At 41.4% G+C, this 16,471-nt stretch carries 18 protein-coding genes and 1 other annotated feature; of the genes, 15 read left to right on the plus strand and 3 right to left on the minus strand.

Annotated features, from left to right (window positions below; genetic code table 11):
• Positions 1-32 precede the first annotated feature (32 nt).
• Complete coding sequence (locus NST15_RS05550; protein ID WP_008348517.1) at positions 33-212, plus strand: YjzC family protein; 180 nt, start codon at positions 33-35, stop codon at positions 210-212.
• Between the two features lie 169 nt (positions 213-381).
• Entirely contained in the window at positions 382-1,647 is a 1,266-nt protein-coding gene (locus tag NST15_RS05555; protein ID WP_065460140.1) for an MFS transporter, read from the plus strand.
• A 119-nt stretch (positions 1,648-1,766) separates the two neighbouring features.
• On the opposite strand, the gene NST15_RS05560 is transcribed toward NST15_RS05555, so the two are convergent.
• Positions 1,767-1,961: a YjzD family protein gene (locus NST15_RS05560; protein WP_008348514.1), complete on the minus strand. Its 195-nt coding sequence runs from the start codon at positions 1,959-1,961 to the stop codon at positions 1,767-1,769.
• A 212-nt stretch (positions 1,962-2,173) separates the two neighbouring features.
• Here NST15_RS05560 and NST15_RS05565 point away from each other — a divergent pair, with 212 nt between their 5' ends.
• The 4 genes from NST15_RS05565 (at position 2,174) to NST15_RS05580 (ending at position 4,830) form a co-directional block, all read left to right on the plus strand.
• Positions 2,174-2,914, plus strand: a complete 741-nt coding sequence (locus NST15_RS05565; protein WP_007499048.1) for a hypothetical protein — start codon at positions 2,174-2,176, stop codon at positions 2,912-2,914.
• A gap of 75 nt (positions 2,915-2,989) precedes the next feature.
• On the plus strand, positions 2,990-3,565 hold the full coding sequence (locus NST15_RS05570; protein ID WP_065460142.1) for a nad binding enzyme: 576 nt from the start codon (positions 2,990-2,992) through the stop codon (positions 3,563-3,565).
• A gap of 90 nt (positions 3,566-3,655) precedes the next feature.
• Positions 3,656-4,621: a BMP family ABC transporter substrate-binding protein gene (locus tag NST15_RS05575; protein WP_008348509.1), complete on the plus strand. Its 966-nt coding sequence runs from the start codon at positions 3,656-3,658 to the stop codon at positions 4,619-4,621.
• Positions 4,622-4,632: 11 nt separating this feature from the next.
• Entirely contained in the window at positions 4,633-4,830 is a 198-nt protein-coding gene (locus tag NST15_RS05580; protein ID WP_008348507.1) for a ComZ family protein, read from the plus strand.
• Between the two features lie 10 nt (positions 4,831-4,840).
• Here NST15_RS05580 and NST15_RS05585 read toward each other — a convergent pair whose 3' ends face one another.
• A complete protein-coding gene (locus NST15_RS05585; RefSeq protein ID WP_008348506.1) occupies positions 4,841-5,074 on the minus strand; it encodes a hypothetical protein in 234 nt (77 codons plus the stop codon).
• 169 nt (positions 5,075-5,243) lie between these two features.
• Here NST15_RS05585 and NST15_RS05590 point away from each other — a divergent pair, with 169 nt between their 5' ends.
• From NST15_RS05590 to NST15_RS05630, 9 genes are all read left to right on the plus strand, one after another.
• A complete protein-coding gene (locus NST15_RS05590; protein WP_008348504.1) occupies positions 5,244-6,182 on the plus strand; it encodes a beta-ketoacyl-ACP synthase III in 939 nt (312 codons plus the stop codon).
• A 21-nt stretch (positions 6,183-6,203) separates the two neighbouring features.
• Positions 6,204-7,445, plus strand: a complete 1,242-nt coding sequence (fabF, locus tag NST15_RS05595; RefSeq protein ID WP_008348501.1) for a beta-ketoacyl-ACP synthase II — start codon at positions 6,204-6,206, stop codon at positions 7,443-7,445.
• Positions 7,446-7,522: 77 nt separating this feature from the next.
• A complete protein-coding gene (locus NST15_RS05600; protein WP_017360172.1) occupies positions 7,523-8,317 on the plus strand; it encodes a DUF2268 domain-containing protein in 795 nt (264 codons plus the stop codon).
• 171 nt (positions 8,318-8,488) lie between these two features.
• Entirely contained in the window at positions 8,489-9,469 is a 981-nt protein-coding gene (locus NST15_RS05605; protein ID WP_216894896.1) for an ABC transporter ATP-binding protein, read from the plus strand.
• 23 nt (positions 9,470-9,492) lie between these two features.
• On the plus strand, positions 9,493-10,488 hold the full coding sequence (locus NST15_RS05610) for a dipeptide ABC transporter ATP-binding protein (RefSeq protein ID WP_025207148.1): 996 nt from the start codon (positions 9,493-9,495) through the stop codon (positions 10,486-10,488).
• A gap of 85 nt (positions 10,489-10,573) precedes the next feature.
• Positions 10,574-12,208 carry a peptide-binding protein gene (locus NST15_RS05615; protein WP_281201335.1) on the plus strand — a complete coding sequence of 545 codons (1,635 nt, stop codon included), beginning with the start codon at positions 10,574-10,576 and terminating at the stop codon, positions 12,206-12,208.
• Between the two features lie 77 nt (positions 12,209-12,285).
• A complete protein-coding gene (locus tag NST15_RS05620) occupies positions 12,286-13,236 on the plus strand; it encodes an ABC transporter permease (RefSeq protein WP_007499031.1) in 951 nt (316 codons plus the stop codon).
• A gap of 33 nt (positions 13,237-13,269) precedes the next feature.
• Positions 13,270-14,169, plus strand: coding sequence for an oligopeptide ABC transporter permease (opp4C, locus tag NST15_RS05625; RefSeq protein ID WP_008348491.1), 900 nt, complete (start codon positions 13,270-13,272; stop codon positions 14,167-14,169).
• 165 nt (positions 14,170-14,334) lie between these two features.
• Positions 14,335-15,087 (plus strand): YjbA family protein, encoded by a 753-nt coding sequence (locus NST15_RS05630; RefSeq protein WP_008348490.1) that lies wholly within the window; start codon positions 14,335-14,337, stop codon positions 15,085-15,087.
• Between the two features lie 35 nt (positions 15,088-15,122).
• Here NST15_RS05630 and trpS read toward each other — a convergent pair whose 3' ends face one another.
• Complete coding sequence (gene trpS / locus NST15_RS05635) at positions 15,123-16,118, minus strand: tryptophan--tRNA ligase (RefSeq protein ID WP_342498928.1); 996 nt, start codon at positions 16,116-16,118, stop codon at positions 15,123-15,125.
• 53 nt (positions 16,119-16,171) lie between these two features.
• Positions 16,172-16,390, minus strand: a binding site (T-box leader).
• Positions 16,391-16,471 lie beyond the last annotated feature (81 nt).

The raw sequence follows: 16,471 nt of genomic DNA on the forward strand, positions 1-16,471 counted from the left end.
ATAATAACATCAATCGAGAAAGGAGGATGAAAATGGGTCAACAGCATCAGTTTAAATCTGGTAATAAGGCACCTAATAATGGTGTTTATATCGAAATCGGTGAGACCGGTAGTATGGTGAAAGATCCTTTAAAGATAAAGCTTAAAGCAGGAGACGTCTTTCCGGATAACTCGAACCATAACCGCGTTTGGACTTATCAAAGAAAGCCGTAAGCAATTGACTAAGAGTCCATATGAATAAGTCTTTAGAGGCATGTGTCATGCCTCTTTTTTCTTTATAATAAAAAACAATTAAGTTCCAATTTTCAAATAAATAGTATGAAAAAAAGAAAGATTAAGGTAAAATATGTAAAAATAGTATAAGGTTGAAAGGATTTGTGTGATGGAAAAGATGAATCTCAGTGAAAGTGTTTGGAATAAACGCTTCACCTCATTGTTCATATCAAGACTCATAAAAAATACAGGAGAAAGTTTTGCTTTTACATCCGTTCTTTGGTTATTGATTTTAAGAGGGGATGGAGCGCTCGGTACCGGACTTCTTCTAGCAGTGACAGTTCTTCCTTCATCATTGTTGGCCCCAATACTAGGACCTCTTATGAAAAGACATCATTTATCTAAATGGATGTTTGCTTCAGATGTCATTCGAGCAACCATTGTACTCATTATTCCACTACTGCATTTTTCGCACATATTGCCTCTATGGTTATTGATCTCATTAATGGTTATTCAATCGGCAACAGGTGCAGCATATAACCCGGCTTCTGTGGCCATCCTGCCGCAGATTGTTCCAAAGCATCTCATTCAAAAAGCAAATGCGATCCTGCAATCATCTTTTGAAATTGTCGCACTTGCTGCGGTGATGGTCGCTGGTCTTTTGGTCAAATTAATTGGACCTGCAGATACGCTCCTGATCACCACTGCTTTATTCATCATATCGGGCATGTTTATTATTGGCGTTAAACTGAAGAAGTCTGACGAAGAAAGAGCAGCAGGCATTAAACAAGCAAAGAATACATATCTGTATAACTTAAAAAGAGGCTTTCTAGTCGTTAAAAATCATCATATTTTATTTGCACTGACCCTTTATTGTATTTTAATGAATGTCGCCGCAGCTCCGTGGCAGGCATTATCCGCTGTATATGTAGCAGAAGCGCTGCAAAGTGATTCAATGGTGTATTCCATTTTAAGAGGTGTCGCCGCAGTCGGTGCGTTTATGATGGGCTTTGCACTGGCGAAGGTGAAAATCAAAAGGTTTGGCTTGTTCTTTATTGTCGCAGGCATGATTGAAGGAGCTGCATTCTTTATCACTGGAATGAGTACATGGCTTCCAGTCGTTCTTCTAGCTTCCTTTATTTTTGGTGCAGCCGTCAGTGCAATCAATGTCCCAGAGATGGTCATTATTCAAACGTCTGTTGACCAAGAAGATCAGCCGCAAGTATATGCCGTGATCAATGCGTCATCAAATGTCTTTCTCCCGCTTGCAGCCGTCATATCGGGCGTCCTGGCAGAACGCTTTGGAGCAGGACCTGTCATTGCGGGGGGTGGTGTGCTTGAAATTTTATCGGGCATTGCGATCTTCCTGTTCACAGGGCTTGCGAAAAGCCATTTGTCAGCAGACAAACAGAAGTCCGAAACGGTTGAGGTGTAACTCAAAAACCCCCTGTAATTGACGGCAGGGGGTTTTAGCGTGCGCTCTCAACTTCTGGTCATCATTCTGAAAAAAAGAAAAAGAGCTAACCTCAAATCATTAGCTCTTTTTCAGCAATATTAAGAATGTTCTGTTGAACTTTCTGTTTCTTTCATTGGACTTACTTCAGCAAAGATGAATAAAATAACCGTAAACACTATGGCAAGAATGGAAGTTAACGTAAAATCATAAGCAGCTCCATTCATAGATGCAACGATGTAACCAGCCATATGTGTCAGCAGAAAAGTCCAAATGAGGGTGATAATGTAATGCATTATTCCACCGTCCTTTATGTAACAATCTATTGACTATCATACCATAGATACGAGTTCAGAGAAAAGACTGTTTTCCGCCTTTATGTGACCATTTTGAGACCTTCTACTATAAAAATAAAAAGAATTCTTCTGTCTTTAGGGTATTTCCTTATTCCTACAAGAGTTGTTGTTCATATCATAGAAAGCAGAATCACTGAAAGGAGGCTGGCCATATGGGTGTAAGCGAACGTTTTTTCCAGCTTGGTTCCCAGTGGAACGTCATTCACCTTCCTCAAAAACCAAATGGCTTTGGCATTCTAATCCTCGGTGACCGAAATCACTTTGTGCAGGAAAATACATCATTCTGGCTTCAGCATTACGGAAGAAACCAGCTTTTAACTGCTTTAAAGGATGAAGGATATACATTGTTTAATAGTCATCTTCATGGGAATCACTGGGGATGTGAAGATGCTGTTTTTAGTGCGAAACAGCTTGTTCATCACACATTAAAACAAGAAATATTAAACCGGGAAATTCATGTGCTGGCAGAGGGAATGGGAGCACTTGTCGCCATGAGTCTTGCCGAAGAAATGCCAGAAGTGCTAAGGTCTATAGCCATGATGAATCCATGTTTACACCTGCAAGCACAAAGAGAAAGAGAAAAGGAACACAAATTCTTCTACAAACAGTTCATGAAAGAACTCGCACAGAGCTATGGGTGCTCTGCAAAGGAAGCTGAAACGTATCCACTTCCTTCTTGCCCCGTTCATTCAGCTCATGTACCGATTCATATATGGCAGAGACTAAACGGCGCACCGTATGCCTATGAACTACACGCAAAGCCTTTTATTGATCAGCATATGATGAATCCAGACCATTGTCAGATGGACCTTACCTTGCATATGTTTGATCATCCAAGAAGAATCTTTCAGTCCATTCACAAGTTTTATAAATCGCATGAAAGAGAATTGTAATGAATAGGATGATAACAGCCCTTCATGGAAAGGGCTCTTCTTTTTATTCGATATGCTAAAAAAGGGGACATGAACATGGAAACAGGACTGATCATAGGTGCAGATGAATTTTTTGGCCTGACACTTTGTGAATATATGATGAAAGAGGGCATACAAGTGGATATCACATATCCTAAGGAGCAGTCAGAGGAGCAAAAAATGTTATTAGAAGAGCGGATGATGTGGCTCGGCCGCAATGATCTTGTCCGCTTTATTGATGGTCAAGATAGGAAAGAGGCATATGACCTAGTCTTTTTTCAATCAGATGATTCAATGAACAGAGAGACAGATCTCGAAGCGAAGCATGGCATATACCACTTGTTTTACGAAGAACCCGAAAGCCATTCGCATGAACGAAGCGTTCCGGCTGTTATCCTTCCACGCATGTTTGGTCCGTGGACACTCCATGAAGAGAGACGAATAAAGGATGATCACACATTTTTTGTAGAAGATGTCGCAAAGGAGCTTTTAAAGTGGGCACGCACCGATCAAAGGCAGGAAATGATCCATCAATTAAAGGTAGAAAGACAAACAGGTGACAAACAAGCAGAAGAAATCATAGCAGAATGGAAAAGACAAAACTCAACATTTTTCGACAAAAAGCAAGAATGATCTTCCATCTTATCTTTTTTCAGTATAAAATAAACCTATATTTAACATACAGGTTCATGCCTGCGTGTTGCAAAGGGAGTTGAACATGGCATGAAGTACCAGCGGCTTGTCATGATCTTTTCGTTCCTTCTTCTTATGCTATCTGCCTGCTCGCAGGCGCCGTTAAAAGGACATATTGAGAAGGTGGGTTTACTCGTCCCCGATACGATTAATGATCAAGTTTGGGGAACGAAAGGTTATAAAGGCTTATTAAATATCCAATCAACATTTGGTGTAGATGTTTATTATAAGGAAGGGATGGTCGACAAGGAGAAAATCGTTGATGCCATTGAAGAATTTCATAAAAAAGGAGTCAATTTGATTATTGGCCATGGCAATGAATACAGCGAAATTTTCAACTTGATCAGTGAAGATTATCCGAAAACACAATTTATCACGGTCAATGGAGGCAAGCCTCAAGCTGATAATGTCACAAATGTCACGTTTAAAGGAGAAGCAATGGGCTTTTTCGGAGGCATGACAGCAGCACATATGTCCAAAACAAAAAAGATTGGTATTCTGGCTACATATGATTGGCAAAGTGAAGTAGACGGTTTTATCAAAGGTGCAAAATATCAGGACGAACATGTGCAAGTCCTAGCGGAATTTGTCGAAAACTGGGATGATGCTGACAAAGCGGTGAACCTCTATCAAAAATTGAAAAAACAAGGTGTAGATGTTGTGTATCCAGCAGGTGATGGTTATAATATCCCTGTCATTGAACAAATCAAAAACGACAATTTATCTGCGATCGGATATGTCACTGATCAATCCAACCTTGGAAGCCATACGGTGTTAACTAGCACAGTCCAGCATGTCGATAAAGCGTACAGTATCATTGCGAAGAAGTTTAATGAAGGCAAGCTAAACGAACAAGGTGAGTACTCCTTTGACTTTAAAGAAGGAGTGATCGAAATGGGGAAATTTAGCTCAACCATAGACCGCGCTTTTGTGAAAGACATTGAGAAGGATATTGCGAATTACAAAAAAACAGGCAAACTGCCAAATGAAAAGTGAGGACGTTGAACATGCAGCACGAAAAATCGATGGAGTTTTTACAAATTGCGATGAAGTATTTTCCACAAGCAAAAGAAGAATTAGATAAAGCAGGGATTCAGCTTGATCCACAAGCACTTCAGCCGCTTCTCTCTTTGTTTACATCTGTCATGCAAGAGGCATATGAGCTTGGAAAAGCAGATGCAGCATCAGAAAAAGCCACAGAATAGTGGCTTTTTTTTATGATAATTTTTTCTTAAAGGCACTGATCATAGGGCCGACATCTTTAAACACAGGCTTCAGCTCATCGATGGAGTTCATAATGTTTCCAATTTGATTCATGACATGCATGTAGTCAATGGAGTCATCACTTGAAGAAGTCTCTGCACGCTCCTCCTTTTTTTCTGTCTTGCTTTTCTCCTTTTCAAGCGGCTGACCAAACATCATTGCTGAGAAAATATCCTTTTGCGCCATATCACATGTTCCTTTCTACTATTGGTATATCATTAATCTATGAAAAAAGTGAGAGGAAAGGTTAGACGTTTGTATTGCCAAGGAGAAAAAAATAAGGTAAAATTAGTACCAGATACTAATATAAGATCACAATATCACATGCTCGTATGAGTAAAAGGAGTCTTATTCAATGAATGCTGGAATTATTGGCCTTGGCCGCTATATACCTGAAAAAGTATTAACAAATCGTGATTTAGAAAAAATGGTTGAAACTTCTGACGAGTGGATTCGTACTAGAACAGGTATAGAAGAAAGAAGAATTGCATCTGATGATGTCAATACATCTCATATGGCGCTTGCTGCTGCAAAAAAAGCATTAGCTGACGCAGATGTGGCTGCAGAAGATATTGATATGATTCTTGTAGCGACAGTTACGCCAGATCAAGCATTTCCGACAGTCGCTTGTATGATTCAAGAGCAGCTCGGTGCACATAAAGCATGTGCAATGGATATTAGCGCTGCCTGCGCTGGCTTTATGTATGGGCTTGTTACTGGAAAACAATTTATCGAATCAGGCACTTACAAACACGTGCTTGTCGTTGGTGTAGAAAAGCTTTCTCGCATTACCGACTGGGATGACCGCAACACAGCTGTTTTGTTTGGAGATGGAGCAGGGGCTGCTGTACTAGGAACAGTCAGCGAAGGCAAGGGAATTCTATCATTTGAGCTTGGAGCCGATGGAAGCGGCGGGAAGCACTTGTACTTAGATGAAAAAGATCATACAATCATGAATGGAAGAGAAGTATTTAAATTTGCTGTGAGACAAATGGGCGAGTCAAGCGTAAACGTGATAGAAAAAGCTGGACTATCAAAAGAAGACGTAGACTTTTTGATTCCGCATCAAGCAAACATTCGCATTATGGAAGCAGCACGCGAACGCTTAGAGCTGCCAGTTGAAAAAATGTCGAAAACAGTCCATAAATATGGAAACACATCAGCAGCATCCATTCCAATTTCACTATGTGAAGAAATCGAAGCCGGAAAAATTCATGACGGCGATGTGATTGTAATGGTTGGTTTTGGTGGCGGATTAACGTGGGGCGCAATCGCTATGCGATGGGGCCGATAAAAGAGTGGGGTGCACAAATTAATGGATAAGAAACGAGTAGTTGTTACAGGATTAGGTGCTTTGACACCTCTTGGCAACGATGTAGAGACAACATGGAAAAATGCTGTAGCAGGTGTATCAGGTGTTGGCCCGATCACACGTGTTGATTCAAGTGAATATACAGCAAAAGTAGCAGCAGAACTAAAAGATTTTAACATCGAAGATTACATGGAGAAAAAAGAAGCGAGAAAGATGGCACGCTTCACACAATATGCAGTCGTTGCTGCTCAAAAGGCTTTAGAAGATTCACGCCTCGAAATTACAGATGAAAACGCACCTCGTGTTGGGGTATGGGTTGGATCTGGTATTGGCGGACTTGAAACATTCGAAGAGCAATTCGAAGTGTATTCGAATAAAGGAGCAAGACGCGTAAGCCCGTTCTTCGTTCCAATGATGATTCCAGACATGGCAACAGGCCAAATTTCAATTGCACTTGGCGCAAAAGGGGTTAACTCTTGTACTGTAACAGCATGTGCGACAGGAACAAACTCCATTGGTGATGCCTTTAAAGTCATTCAGCGCGGAGATGCAGATGCGATGATTACAGGTGGTACAGAAGCACCATTAACGAAAATGTCGTTTGCTGGTTTCTGTGCAAACAAAGCCCTTTCGACAAATCCTGATCCAGATACAGCAAGTCGTCCATTTGATAAAAACCGTGACGGATTTGTTATGGGTGAGGGAGCGGGAATTGTTGTTCTTGAAGAATTAGAGCATGCGTTAAAACGTGGTGCGACCATTTATGCAGAAATCGTTGGCTACGGTTCAACTGGAGATGCATACCATATCACAGCACCTGCTCCAAACGGAGAAGGCGGCGTACGTGCAATGAAAGAAGCCATTCGTGATGCAGGTTTAACAGTGGAAGAAATTGATTATATCAATGCCCACGGAACAAGCACACCGTATAATGATAAGTTTGAAACAATGGCGATTAAAGAAGTGTTTGGAGAGCATGCGAATCAGCTTGCGATCAGCTCGACAAAATCAATGACAGGTCATTTACTTGGCGCAGCAGGCGGAGTAGAAGCGATTTTCTCTGTTCTGGCGATTAAAGACAGCGTCATTCCGCCAACGATTAACCTTGAAACACCAGATGAAGAATGTGATCTTGATTATGTAGCAAATGAAGCACGTTCAAAAGAAGTACAAGTTGCTTTGAGCAACTCACTTGGTTTTGGCGGGCACAATGCGACAATTATCTTCAAAAAATACGAAGCGTAATATGTCTTAAGAAGGCGGCGATCTATAAACAGATCGCCGCCTTTTTGCATATGATGAAAATGGAGGTGTTCAGCGGTATGGGTCTGATCAATACACAATATCTCATTGAGCAATCATCATCATTTCAGGAGCTGGCGGCACGTTTTGTCCCTTATTTTAAAGGAGCGGAGAAAAAAGAAGGATCATCTATTCTCGCCCATTTACAACATCACGGAATGGTTCGATCATGGAACGCCTGCCAGGAAATGATCGACAAGCTCAAAGAAAAAGGGTATTTCAAGCTTGTGATGAAAGAATACAAAGCGCTGCAAAAAAAGTGGGGAGGTCCTGATGTCCCTGTCTTTATTTTGCCTGTTAATGAGAGCAGCAAAGAGATCAGAGAACAATTTTACTTTCAATCCGGCATGGCATTTGATGACAAAATCTTTCTTTTTTTATCCCCGCATACACCGAAGGAGCGAATCGGTACGTTGCTGACGCATGAATATCACCATGTATGCAGGTTGCATTTTCTCACGAAAGAAGAAAAAGATTTTACATTCCTTGATACAATCATGATGGAGGGGCTCGCTGAATATGCTGTGTATCATAGATATGGAGAAAGCTATACAGCAAAGTGGACGACTTTATATGACGAATCGCAGCTGCAGCGCATGTACAAGAAATGGGTATCCAGTCACCTTTATCAGAAAGTGCAGGACGACGAAAGGCTGATACAGAATCTCCTTTATGGAAAAGGGAACTACCCCAAAATGCTTGGCTATGCCACTGGATTTTATATCGTGAAAAAGTATTTCGATGAGCACCGAATCAGCGAGGAGTCTATGATTGCGGAGCCAGCGGAAACGTTTTTAAAGGCGATAGAATCATAAAGACAATCATTCACAAAAAAAGTGACATATTACAATTTTACTAAATACTTCTTGATTTCGTCATGCTGATGTAATAATATACAAATATAAATTTTGATAATTCTTTTTATTCTAAAAAGACGGAATTTTTTTGATTCGGTTCATTTGATCTATGGAGAAAGGGGCGAATGCATGAGCACATTGCTTGAAGTGCAAAACTTAAAAACCTATTTTTTTCGAAAAAAGGAACCAATACCTGCTGTTGATGGCGTTGATTTTAGTATCAAAAAAGGGGAAACAGTCGCATTAGTCGGTGAGTCTGGGTCTGGTAAAAGTATTACGTCTTTATCCATCATGGGTCTGATTAATGGGACTGGTGGGAAGATTATGGATGGTTCCATTATGCTTGATGGAAAAGACCTTGTTACATATAGTGAAAAGGAATTGTGCAGTATTCGCGGTAATGATGTATCCATGATCTTTCAGGAACCCATGACCTCACTTAATCCCGTCTTAACCATCGGGGAACAAATAACAGAAATCCTCATTTACCACAAAAAACTTTCAAAAAAAGAAGCGACCAAAAAAGCGATTGACTTGCTAAAGCTTGTAGGCTTTTCTAGGCCAGAACAAATCATCAAAGATTACCCGCACCGTTTATCCGGCGGTATGCGTCAACGAGTCATGATTGCCATTGCGCTAAGCTGTGATCCGAAGCTCCTCATTGCGGATGAGCCGACTACTGCTCTCGATGTGACCATACAAGCCCAGGTGCTGACCTTAATGAAAGATTTATGTTCGACCTTTGGTACATCTATACTTCTCATTACGCACGATTTAGGTGTTGTGTCGGAAGTAGCAGACCGCGTCATTGTCATGTACTGCGGACAGGTTGTTGAAAATGGAACCGTTGAAGAGTTGTTTGATCAGCCGCTTCACCCATACACAGAAGGACTGCTTGAATCCATTCCGGTCATTGACGGAGACATTCAGCCATTAACAGCGATAAAAGGAAATGTCCCTGCGCCAGATCAGCTTCCCGCAGGATGCCGTTTTGCGCCTAGATGCCCGAAAGCCATGGAACGATGCATAGGTGAATTGCCCAAACTGACAACCTTTGAAAATGGTAGAAGCGTCAGGTGTTTCTTATATGAGGAGGCAAGCCAAACATGACACTTGCTGAAAATCAACCATACATGACAGATCGATCTGAGAAAGAAACCATACTGGAATTAAAAAATATACGAAAACACTTTCCGATTAAAGCTGGCGTGCTGCAAAAGAAAGTAGGAGCAGTCAAAGCGGTTGACGGCATCGACTTAAACATTTATAAAGGCGAAACGTTAGGCATCGTTGGAGAGTCTGGATGCGGTAAATCCACATTAGGACGGACGATGATTCGTTTATATGAACCAACAGAAGGACAAATTCTATTTAAAGGGCAAGATATCTCTCATGTATCTGAATCAAAACTAAGACAATCAACAAGGAAAAACATCCAAATGGTTTTTCAAGATCCCTTTGCATCACTCAACCCTAGAAAAACACTTCGAAGTATCATCAAAGAACCCTACAAAACACATCACTTATATTCCTTAAAAGAAAGAAATGAAAAAGTAGAACAGCTTTTATCCAAAGTCGGCCTTCACCCAAGTTTTGCGAATCGATACCCGCACGAATTCTCTGGCGGACAAAGGCAGCGGATCGGTATCGCTCGTGCACTTGCCATGAATCCTGAAATGATCATAGCAGATGAACCTGTTTCAGCGCTTGACGTCTCCATTCAGGCGCAGGTCATCAATTTGATGGAAGAGCTTCAAGAAGAGTTTGACCTCACCTATCTATTTATCTCTCACGATCTCAGTGTGGTCCGCCACATTAGTGATCGAGTGGGCGTCATGTATCTTGGCAAAATGATGGAACTTGCGGATAAGCACAGCCTGTACGATGATCCGCTTCATCCGTATACACAGGCGCTTTTATCTTCCGTTCCAGTCACCCGTAAAAAAGGTCAGGTGAAAAGGGAACGGATTATGCTGCAAGGGGATTTACCAAGCCCTGCAAATCCGCCAAAAGGCTGTGTGTTTCATACAAGATGCCCACACGCGAAAGAAGTCTGTAAAGAAAAAGTACCAGAATTTCAAGAATTAAAAACGAACCACTTTGTGGCCTGCCACCTCTACGACGCTTGATTACGCTTGTATGATCTCATCTTTGAGAGGGGGGATGAAACGGGCTTCTGTCATCATTTTTTAAAAAAGATAGGGGGAATTGTCTATGAAAGATAGAAAGAGAAAGTCCATTTTGGTCAGTTTGCTGCTGATCTTTACATTGATCCTTGCTGCTTGTTCTGGTGGAAATAAAACGTCTGGAGACAGTGAAAAGAAATCCACAGGTAAACCTGTACAAGGTGGCGATCTTGTCATTGGTTCGATTGCAGAGCCTACATTATTTAACTCACTTTACTCAACAGACGTGGCAAGTTCTGATATTGAAGAGAGAATCTATAGCTTTTTACTGCAAACAGATGGAAAGCTTAACCCACAGCTGGCGTTGGCAGAAGATATTAAAGAATCCGATGACGGCAAACAGTTTGATGTGACCATTAGAAAAGGCGTGAAGTTTCATGATGGAGAAGAACTGACTGCTGATGATGTTGTGTTTACATACAGCATTCCGATCAATAAGGATTACAATGGTGAGCGTGGATCAGGCTTTGAAGTATTAGAGTCTGTCAAAAAAACAGGGGACTATTCGGTCGAATTTAAGCTGAATAAAAAAGATCCATATTTTTATAACGTCACGCTAGGAAGCTATGGCATTTTACCAAAGCATATTTTAGGTGATGTCCCTATAAAGGATCTTGGCGAAAATGAATTTAACCGAAAAAATCCAATCGGCTCTGGCCCATTTAAATTTGCCGAGTGGAAAGAAGGAGACTATGTCAAACTCGAAGCATTTGATGACTATTGGGATGGACGGCCATACCTTGATACAGTCACCATTAAAACGATTCCTGATCAAAATGCAGCCATGGCTCAGCTATCCGCAGGTGATATTGATTTCTTTGCAGTGCCTGGAGCAGAACTGCAAACAGCTGAAAAAGTAAGTAACATCAAAATCGAATCTGATCTAGGGCTTAATTATTCATATATTGGCTGGAATCAGAAAAACGAACTGTTCAAAAGCAAAAAAGTCCGTCAAGCTCTTACCCATGCTATTGATCGTCAAACGATTGTCGATCAAGTGTTAAATGGAGACGGGAAAGTAGCCAACATCCCAGAAAGCCCGCTGTCATGGAACTACCCTAAAAATGAAAATGTCCCAATATTTGAATTTGATCAAGAAAAAGCGAAAAAGATGCTGAAAGAAGAGGGCTGGGAGGATACAGATGGAGACGGTTATCTTGATAAAGACGGTAAGAAGTTCTCCTTCGTTTTGAAGACGAACCAAGGAAACAAAGTCCGTGAAGATATTGCTGTCGTTGTCCAGCAGCAGCTCAAAGAAATTGGCATTGAAGCAAAACCGCAAATTGTGGAGTTCAGTGCATTAATCGAACAAACAACTCCGCCAAAATGGGATTATGATGCGTTATTACTCGGCTGGAGCTTAGCGACATTCCCTGACCAATACAGCATTTTCCATTCAAGTCAGTCTGAAAAAGGCTTAAATAACATTTGGTATAAAAATGAAGAAGTCGATAAACTGCTAGTTGATGCCAAAAACTTGAGTGATCGAAAAGAGTATTCAAAGGCGTATGAAAAAATTTATGAGCTGATTGCAGAAGACCAGCCGTATACGTTCCTTTATTATGCCAACTCACATCGCGCGATGCCATCTAATCTACAAGGCTACTCTTACCACCCGAAAGATGAATATTACAAAATCGAAAAATGGTGGATTGAACAGTAGTCTGCAAGTGAAGAAGGGGAGGTGTCTCCCCTTTTTTCATCATAGTATGGCCATCCGATGAAAAAGGAGTTGTGCACATGGTTACATATATCATTAGAAGGACATTGCTTTCCATCCCGATTTTGTTTGGTATTACGATTTTGTCCTTTGCGATTATGAAAGCAGCACCAGGCGATCCGATGTCACTCATGATGGACCCGACCATTAGTGCCGCAGACCGGGAAGCCTTTATTGATAAGTACGGCTTGAACGATCCTGAATATGTGCAATATATGAAATGGCTCGGTAATATGCTTCAAGGTGACTTTGGCACATCCATTGTAAAAAAAGGAACGCCCGTGGCTGATTTGATTTTTGCCCGGCTGCCAAATACCCTCATCCTCATGATCTTTTCTACATTAGTTGCCCTGATCATTGCCATCCCATTTGGTGTTCTTTCAGCAAAACGTCCGTATACAAAACTTGACTATGGTATTACGGTTACATCATTTATCGGACTGGCTATTCCGAATTTCTGGTTTGGCTTGATCCTTATAATGGTGTTATCAGTGAATTTAGGATGGTTTCCGACCGGGGGTGTCTCTACCTTAAATGCAGATTTTAATCTATTTGACCGGCTTCATCATATTATTTTACCTGCCTTTGTTTTAGCAACGGCTGATATGGCCGGCCTTACACGTTATACAAGGTCAAGTATGCTCGATGTGATGCGGCAGGATTACATTCGTACGGCGCGAGCGAAAGGTTTTAGAGAGAACAAAGTCATCTTCAAACATGGATTGAGAAACGGTCTGATGCCTGTTATTACGATCTTTGGACTCATGATTCCATCCTTTATTGGCGGCGCAGTCGTGGTGGAACAAATCTTCACATGGCCAGGGCTTGGGAAGCTGTTTATCGATTCTGCTTTTTCAAGAGATTATCCCGTCATTATGGCGATGACTGTTATTTCTGCTGTGCTCGTGGTCGTTGGAAACTTAATAGCGGATATTCTCTATGCGATCGTTGATCCGCGTATTGAATATTAGAAGGGAGCTGAAGCACAATTGGCACAACCTAATATGGGAACACCTCCTGTTGATCTCAAATTAAAAGAAGGCCTTCCGCCAAAACCAGAGACGATGCTTCGTTTATTTTGCGAGAAATTTTTCAAAAATAAATTGGCGGTTGCCGGCTCCGCTATTTTATTGGTCATTATCTTTTCTGCTATTTTCGCCCCGGTGATCGCACCTTACGCACCGGAACAGCAAGACTTATTGAAACGGCTACAGCCTCCAAGTGCAGAGCATTTTATGGGAACCGACAAGTTTGGCCGAGATATTTTTTCAAGGGTGCTATACGGAGCGAGGGTGTCTCTATTAGTTGGCTTTGTCTCAGTAGTCGGAGCCATCACCATTGGTACCGTCATTGGGGCGGTAGCGGGATACTTTAAAGGCTTTGTCGATTCTGTGCTCATGAGAATGGTGGATGTGGTATTGTCTATTCCAGATATTTTTCTCTTGATCACGCTAGTGACAATTTTTAAACCGGGTATTGATAAATTGATTTTAATCTTTGCGCTGACTGGCTGGACAACAACCGCCAGGCTGATCCGCAGTGAATTCTTGTCACTTCGCACAAGAGAATTCGTACTCGCAGCAAGAACGATCGGAACGAAAAACCATGTCATCATCTTTTCGCATATTTTACCGAACTGTATCGGCCCTATTATTGTGTCTGCTACATTAAAAGTCGGTTCTGTTATTTTAGCTGAGTCGACACTTAGCTATCTAGGGTTCGGCATCCAGCCTCCAACGGCGAGCTGGGGAAACATGCTTCAAGATGCACAAAATTTCTCCATTATGGTGCAAGCATGGTGGTATCCACTGTTCCCAGGTTTACTGATTCTACTTACCGTTTTATGCTTTAACTTCTTAGGTGATGGACTGAGAGATGCCCTTGATCCTAAAAAGCTAAAATAAGGTTCTTCTTATAGAAAATCGTGAAAGGACTCTGCGAGACGTTCTCCTTTTCCCAGGAAATAAAGCCGTCCTTCCGTCAGGGAGAAGTTTTAATAAAGTTGGAATAATTTCTCTATCCCTTGCCCATACTGTGGACAACAGTTTTTAAAAAGTGAGGGATTGGTTATGTTATTTCTTCATGACGTATGGGTGAATTGGTTTGAAGGGGAAGAGAATGGCTATAATGTGTGCCATTTTCATGAGTGGCGCAAGGAGGACAGCGTGGAGCTGTTAGATCAAGTACCTTTACTCAAGGTGCAGAGTCCTTTGTTTGATTACATAGAGAATGATCTATCAGAGCTGCCGAAGACGCTGCTAGAGTCTGTATTTGAGAAATCATATATTCGAAAAAATCATGAACGCCGTAAATTAGAGTATTGCTTTGTGGTCACGGACGGGATTAGAATCATTGCTGTGGATACGATTGGTTATTCCATCCCTGTGAGAAAGAGCCGATTGATTCCAAGACAGGAGCAATTGGTGTATGAAATGGTGAAAGATGTGAAGGCAGAGGAGTATGAATTCACAACAGATAGCCTTGAATCGACGAAAGAATATCACATCCTATCATTACCACCGCAGCATATCAGCGGATTAACGAGAAAAGAAAGACAGCTGAAGCAGCTGATGTTTATGGCGCTAGATCAACTAAAGGGGCTTCAAAATCGGGCAGAAATTGCCTATTGGTATACAGAATGGAATCCGCGCATGTACAACCAGATCAAACGAATGTCTTTCGAGGAAATTTGGAACATGCTTTATAACGAAACCATTGATGGATGGTCAGAAAACCATTTAGCCTTTTGTGAAAAAATGATTAAAGGACAGCCATTTTTTGAAAAACTTTGGGAAATGGAAAACGAATCGAAAGTCAATTAGAAAAAGCTTGCAGCTGAATATGCTGCAAGCTTGTTTTATTTGCGTTTCCGGCCAAGACCCATCGCATTCTCCATTTTTTTCAGCATTTTGTTTGCCGCACGGTTAGCCTTTTCAGCACCTTCATCTAAAATGCGGTCAAGCTCATCTGACTCAATGAGTTCATAATAGCGATCTTGAATCGGTTTTAAAGCATCCACGGCAACGTTCGCAAGATCTCCCTTAAATTCACCATAACCTTTGCCTTCGTATTTTTGTTCAAGCTCTGCAATCGATACGTTCCCTAATACAGAATAAATCGTCAGCAAGTTGGCAATTCCAGGTTTGTTTTCTTTGTCATATTTGACGATGCCTTCTGAATCAGTCACAGCACTTTTGATTTTCTTTTCAAGCTGTTTTGGCTCATCTAATAAGGTAATGAAGGATTTTTGGTTCGGGTCAGATTTGCTCATCTTTTTCGTTGGGTCAGTTAAAGACATAATCCGAGCGCCTTCTTTTGGAATTTTGACTTCAGGTACAGTGAAGATGTCATTGTACTTTCGGTTAAAGCGTTCAGCAAGCGTTCTCGTTAATTCAAGATGCTGCTTTTGATCTTCTCCTACAGGAACTAAGTCCGTACCGTATAACAAAATATCGCCAGCCATTAATGGCGGATACGTTAATAGTCCTGAAACGACCGCTTCCTTACCAGCAGATTTGTCCTTAAATTGAGTCATTCTTTCTAATTCCCCAATATAAGCGACACATTGTAGCATCCATCCTGCCTGGGCGTGGGCAGGTACCTCTGATTGGATAAACAATGTTGCCTTCTCTGGATCAAGTCCCACTGCCAAATAAAGAGCGGCTAAGCTTCTAATATTTTGTCGAAGGGCTATACGATCCTGACTCACCGTAATGGCATGCTGATCGACCACACAAAAGTAGCCGTTGTAATCATGCTGAAGATCGACAAATTGCTTCATCGCTCCAATGTAGTTCCCCAATGTCACAGAACCGCTAGGCTGAATGCCTGAGAAAATCGTCTTTTTTGTCATACTAAAACCTCTTTTCTTCAATATAAAAAGGCCCACCCGTCACTTTTCAACAGAAAAGGGACGAATGAACCGTGGTACCACCCTTGTTATTTCAATACGAAATCACTCAAGACGTTGATATCGGAGACTGCTCCGTCTAAGCCTACTAACTCTGTCAAGTGTTCGGTTAGCTGCTCCAAAGCCCATTCCATACATGCCATTATCTGCTTGCACCAACCGCAGACTCTCTGTAAATGGTGAATATATGTACTCTTCTTTTTCATTGCAACAGTATGTCTATCTATTATAAAGGATGACCATGAAAATGTCACGAAGCCTATTTGTGACCTTCTCATCATGTCGTTTGACACTTA

The organism is Bacillus sp. FSL R5-0820 (assembly GCF_038593385.1).
Taxonomy (GTDB): Bacteria; Bacillota; Bacilli; order Bacillales; family Bacillaceae; genus Bacillus; species Bacillus altitudinis.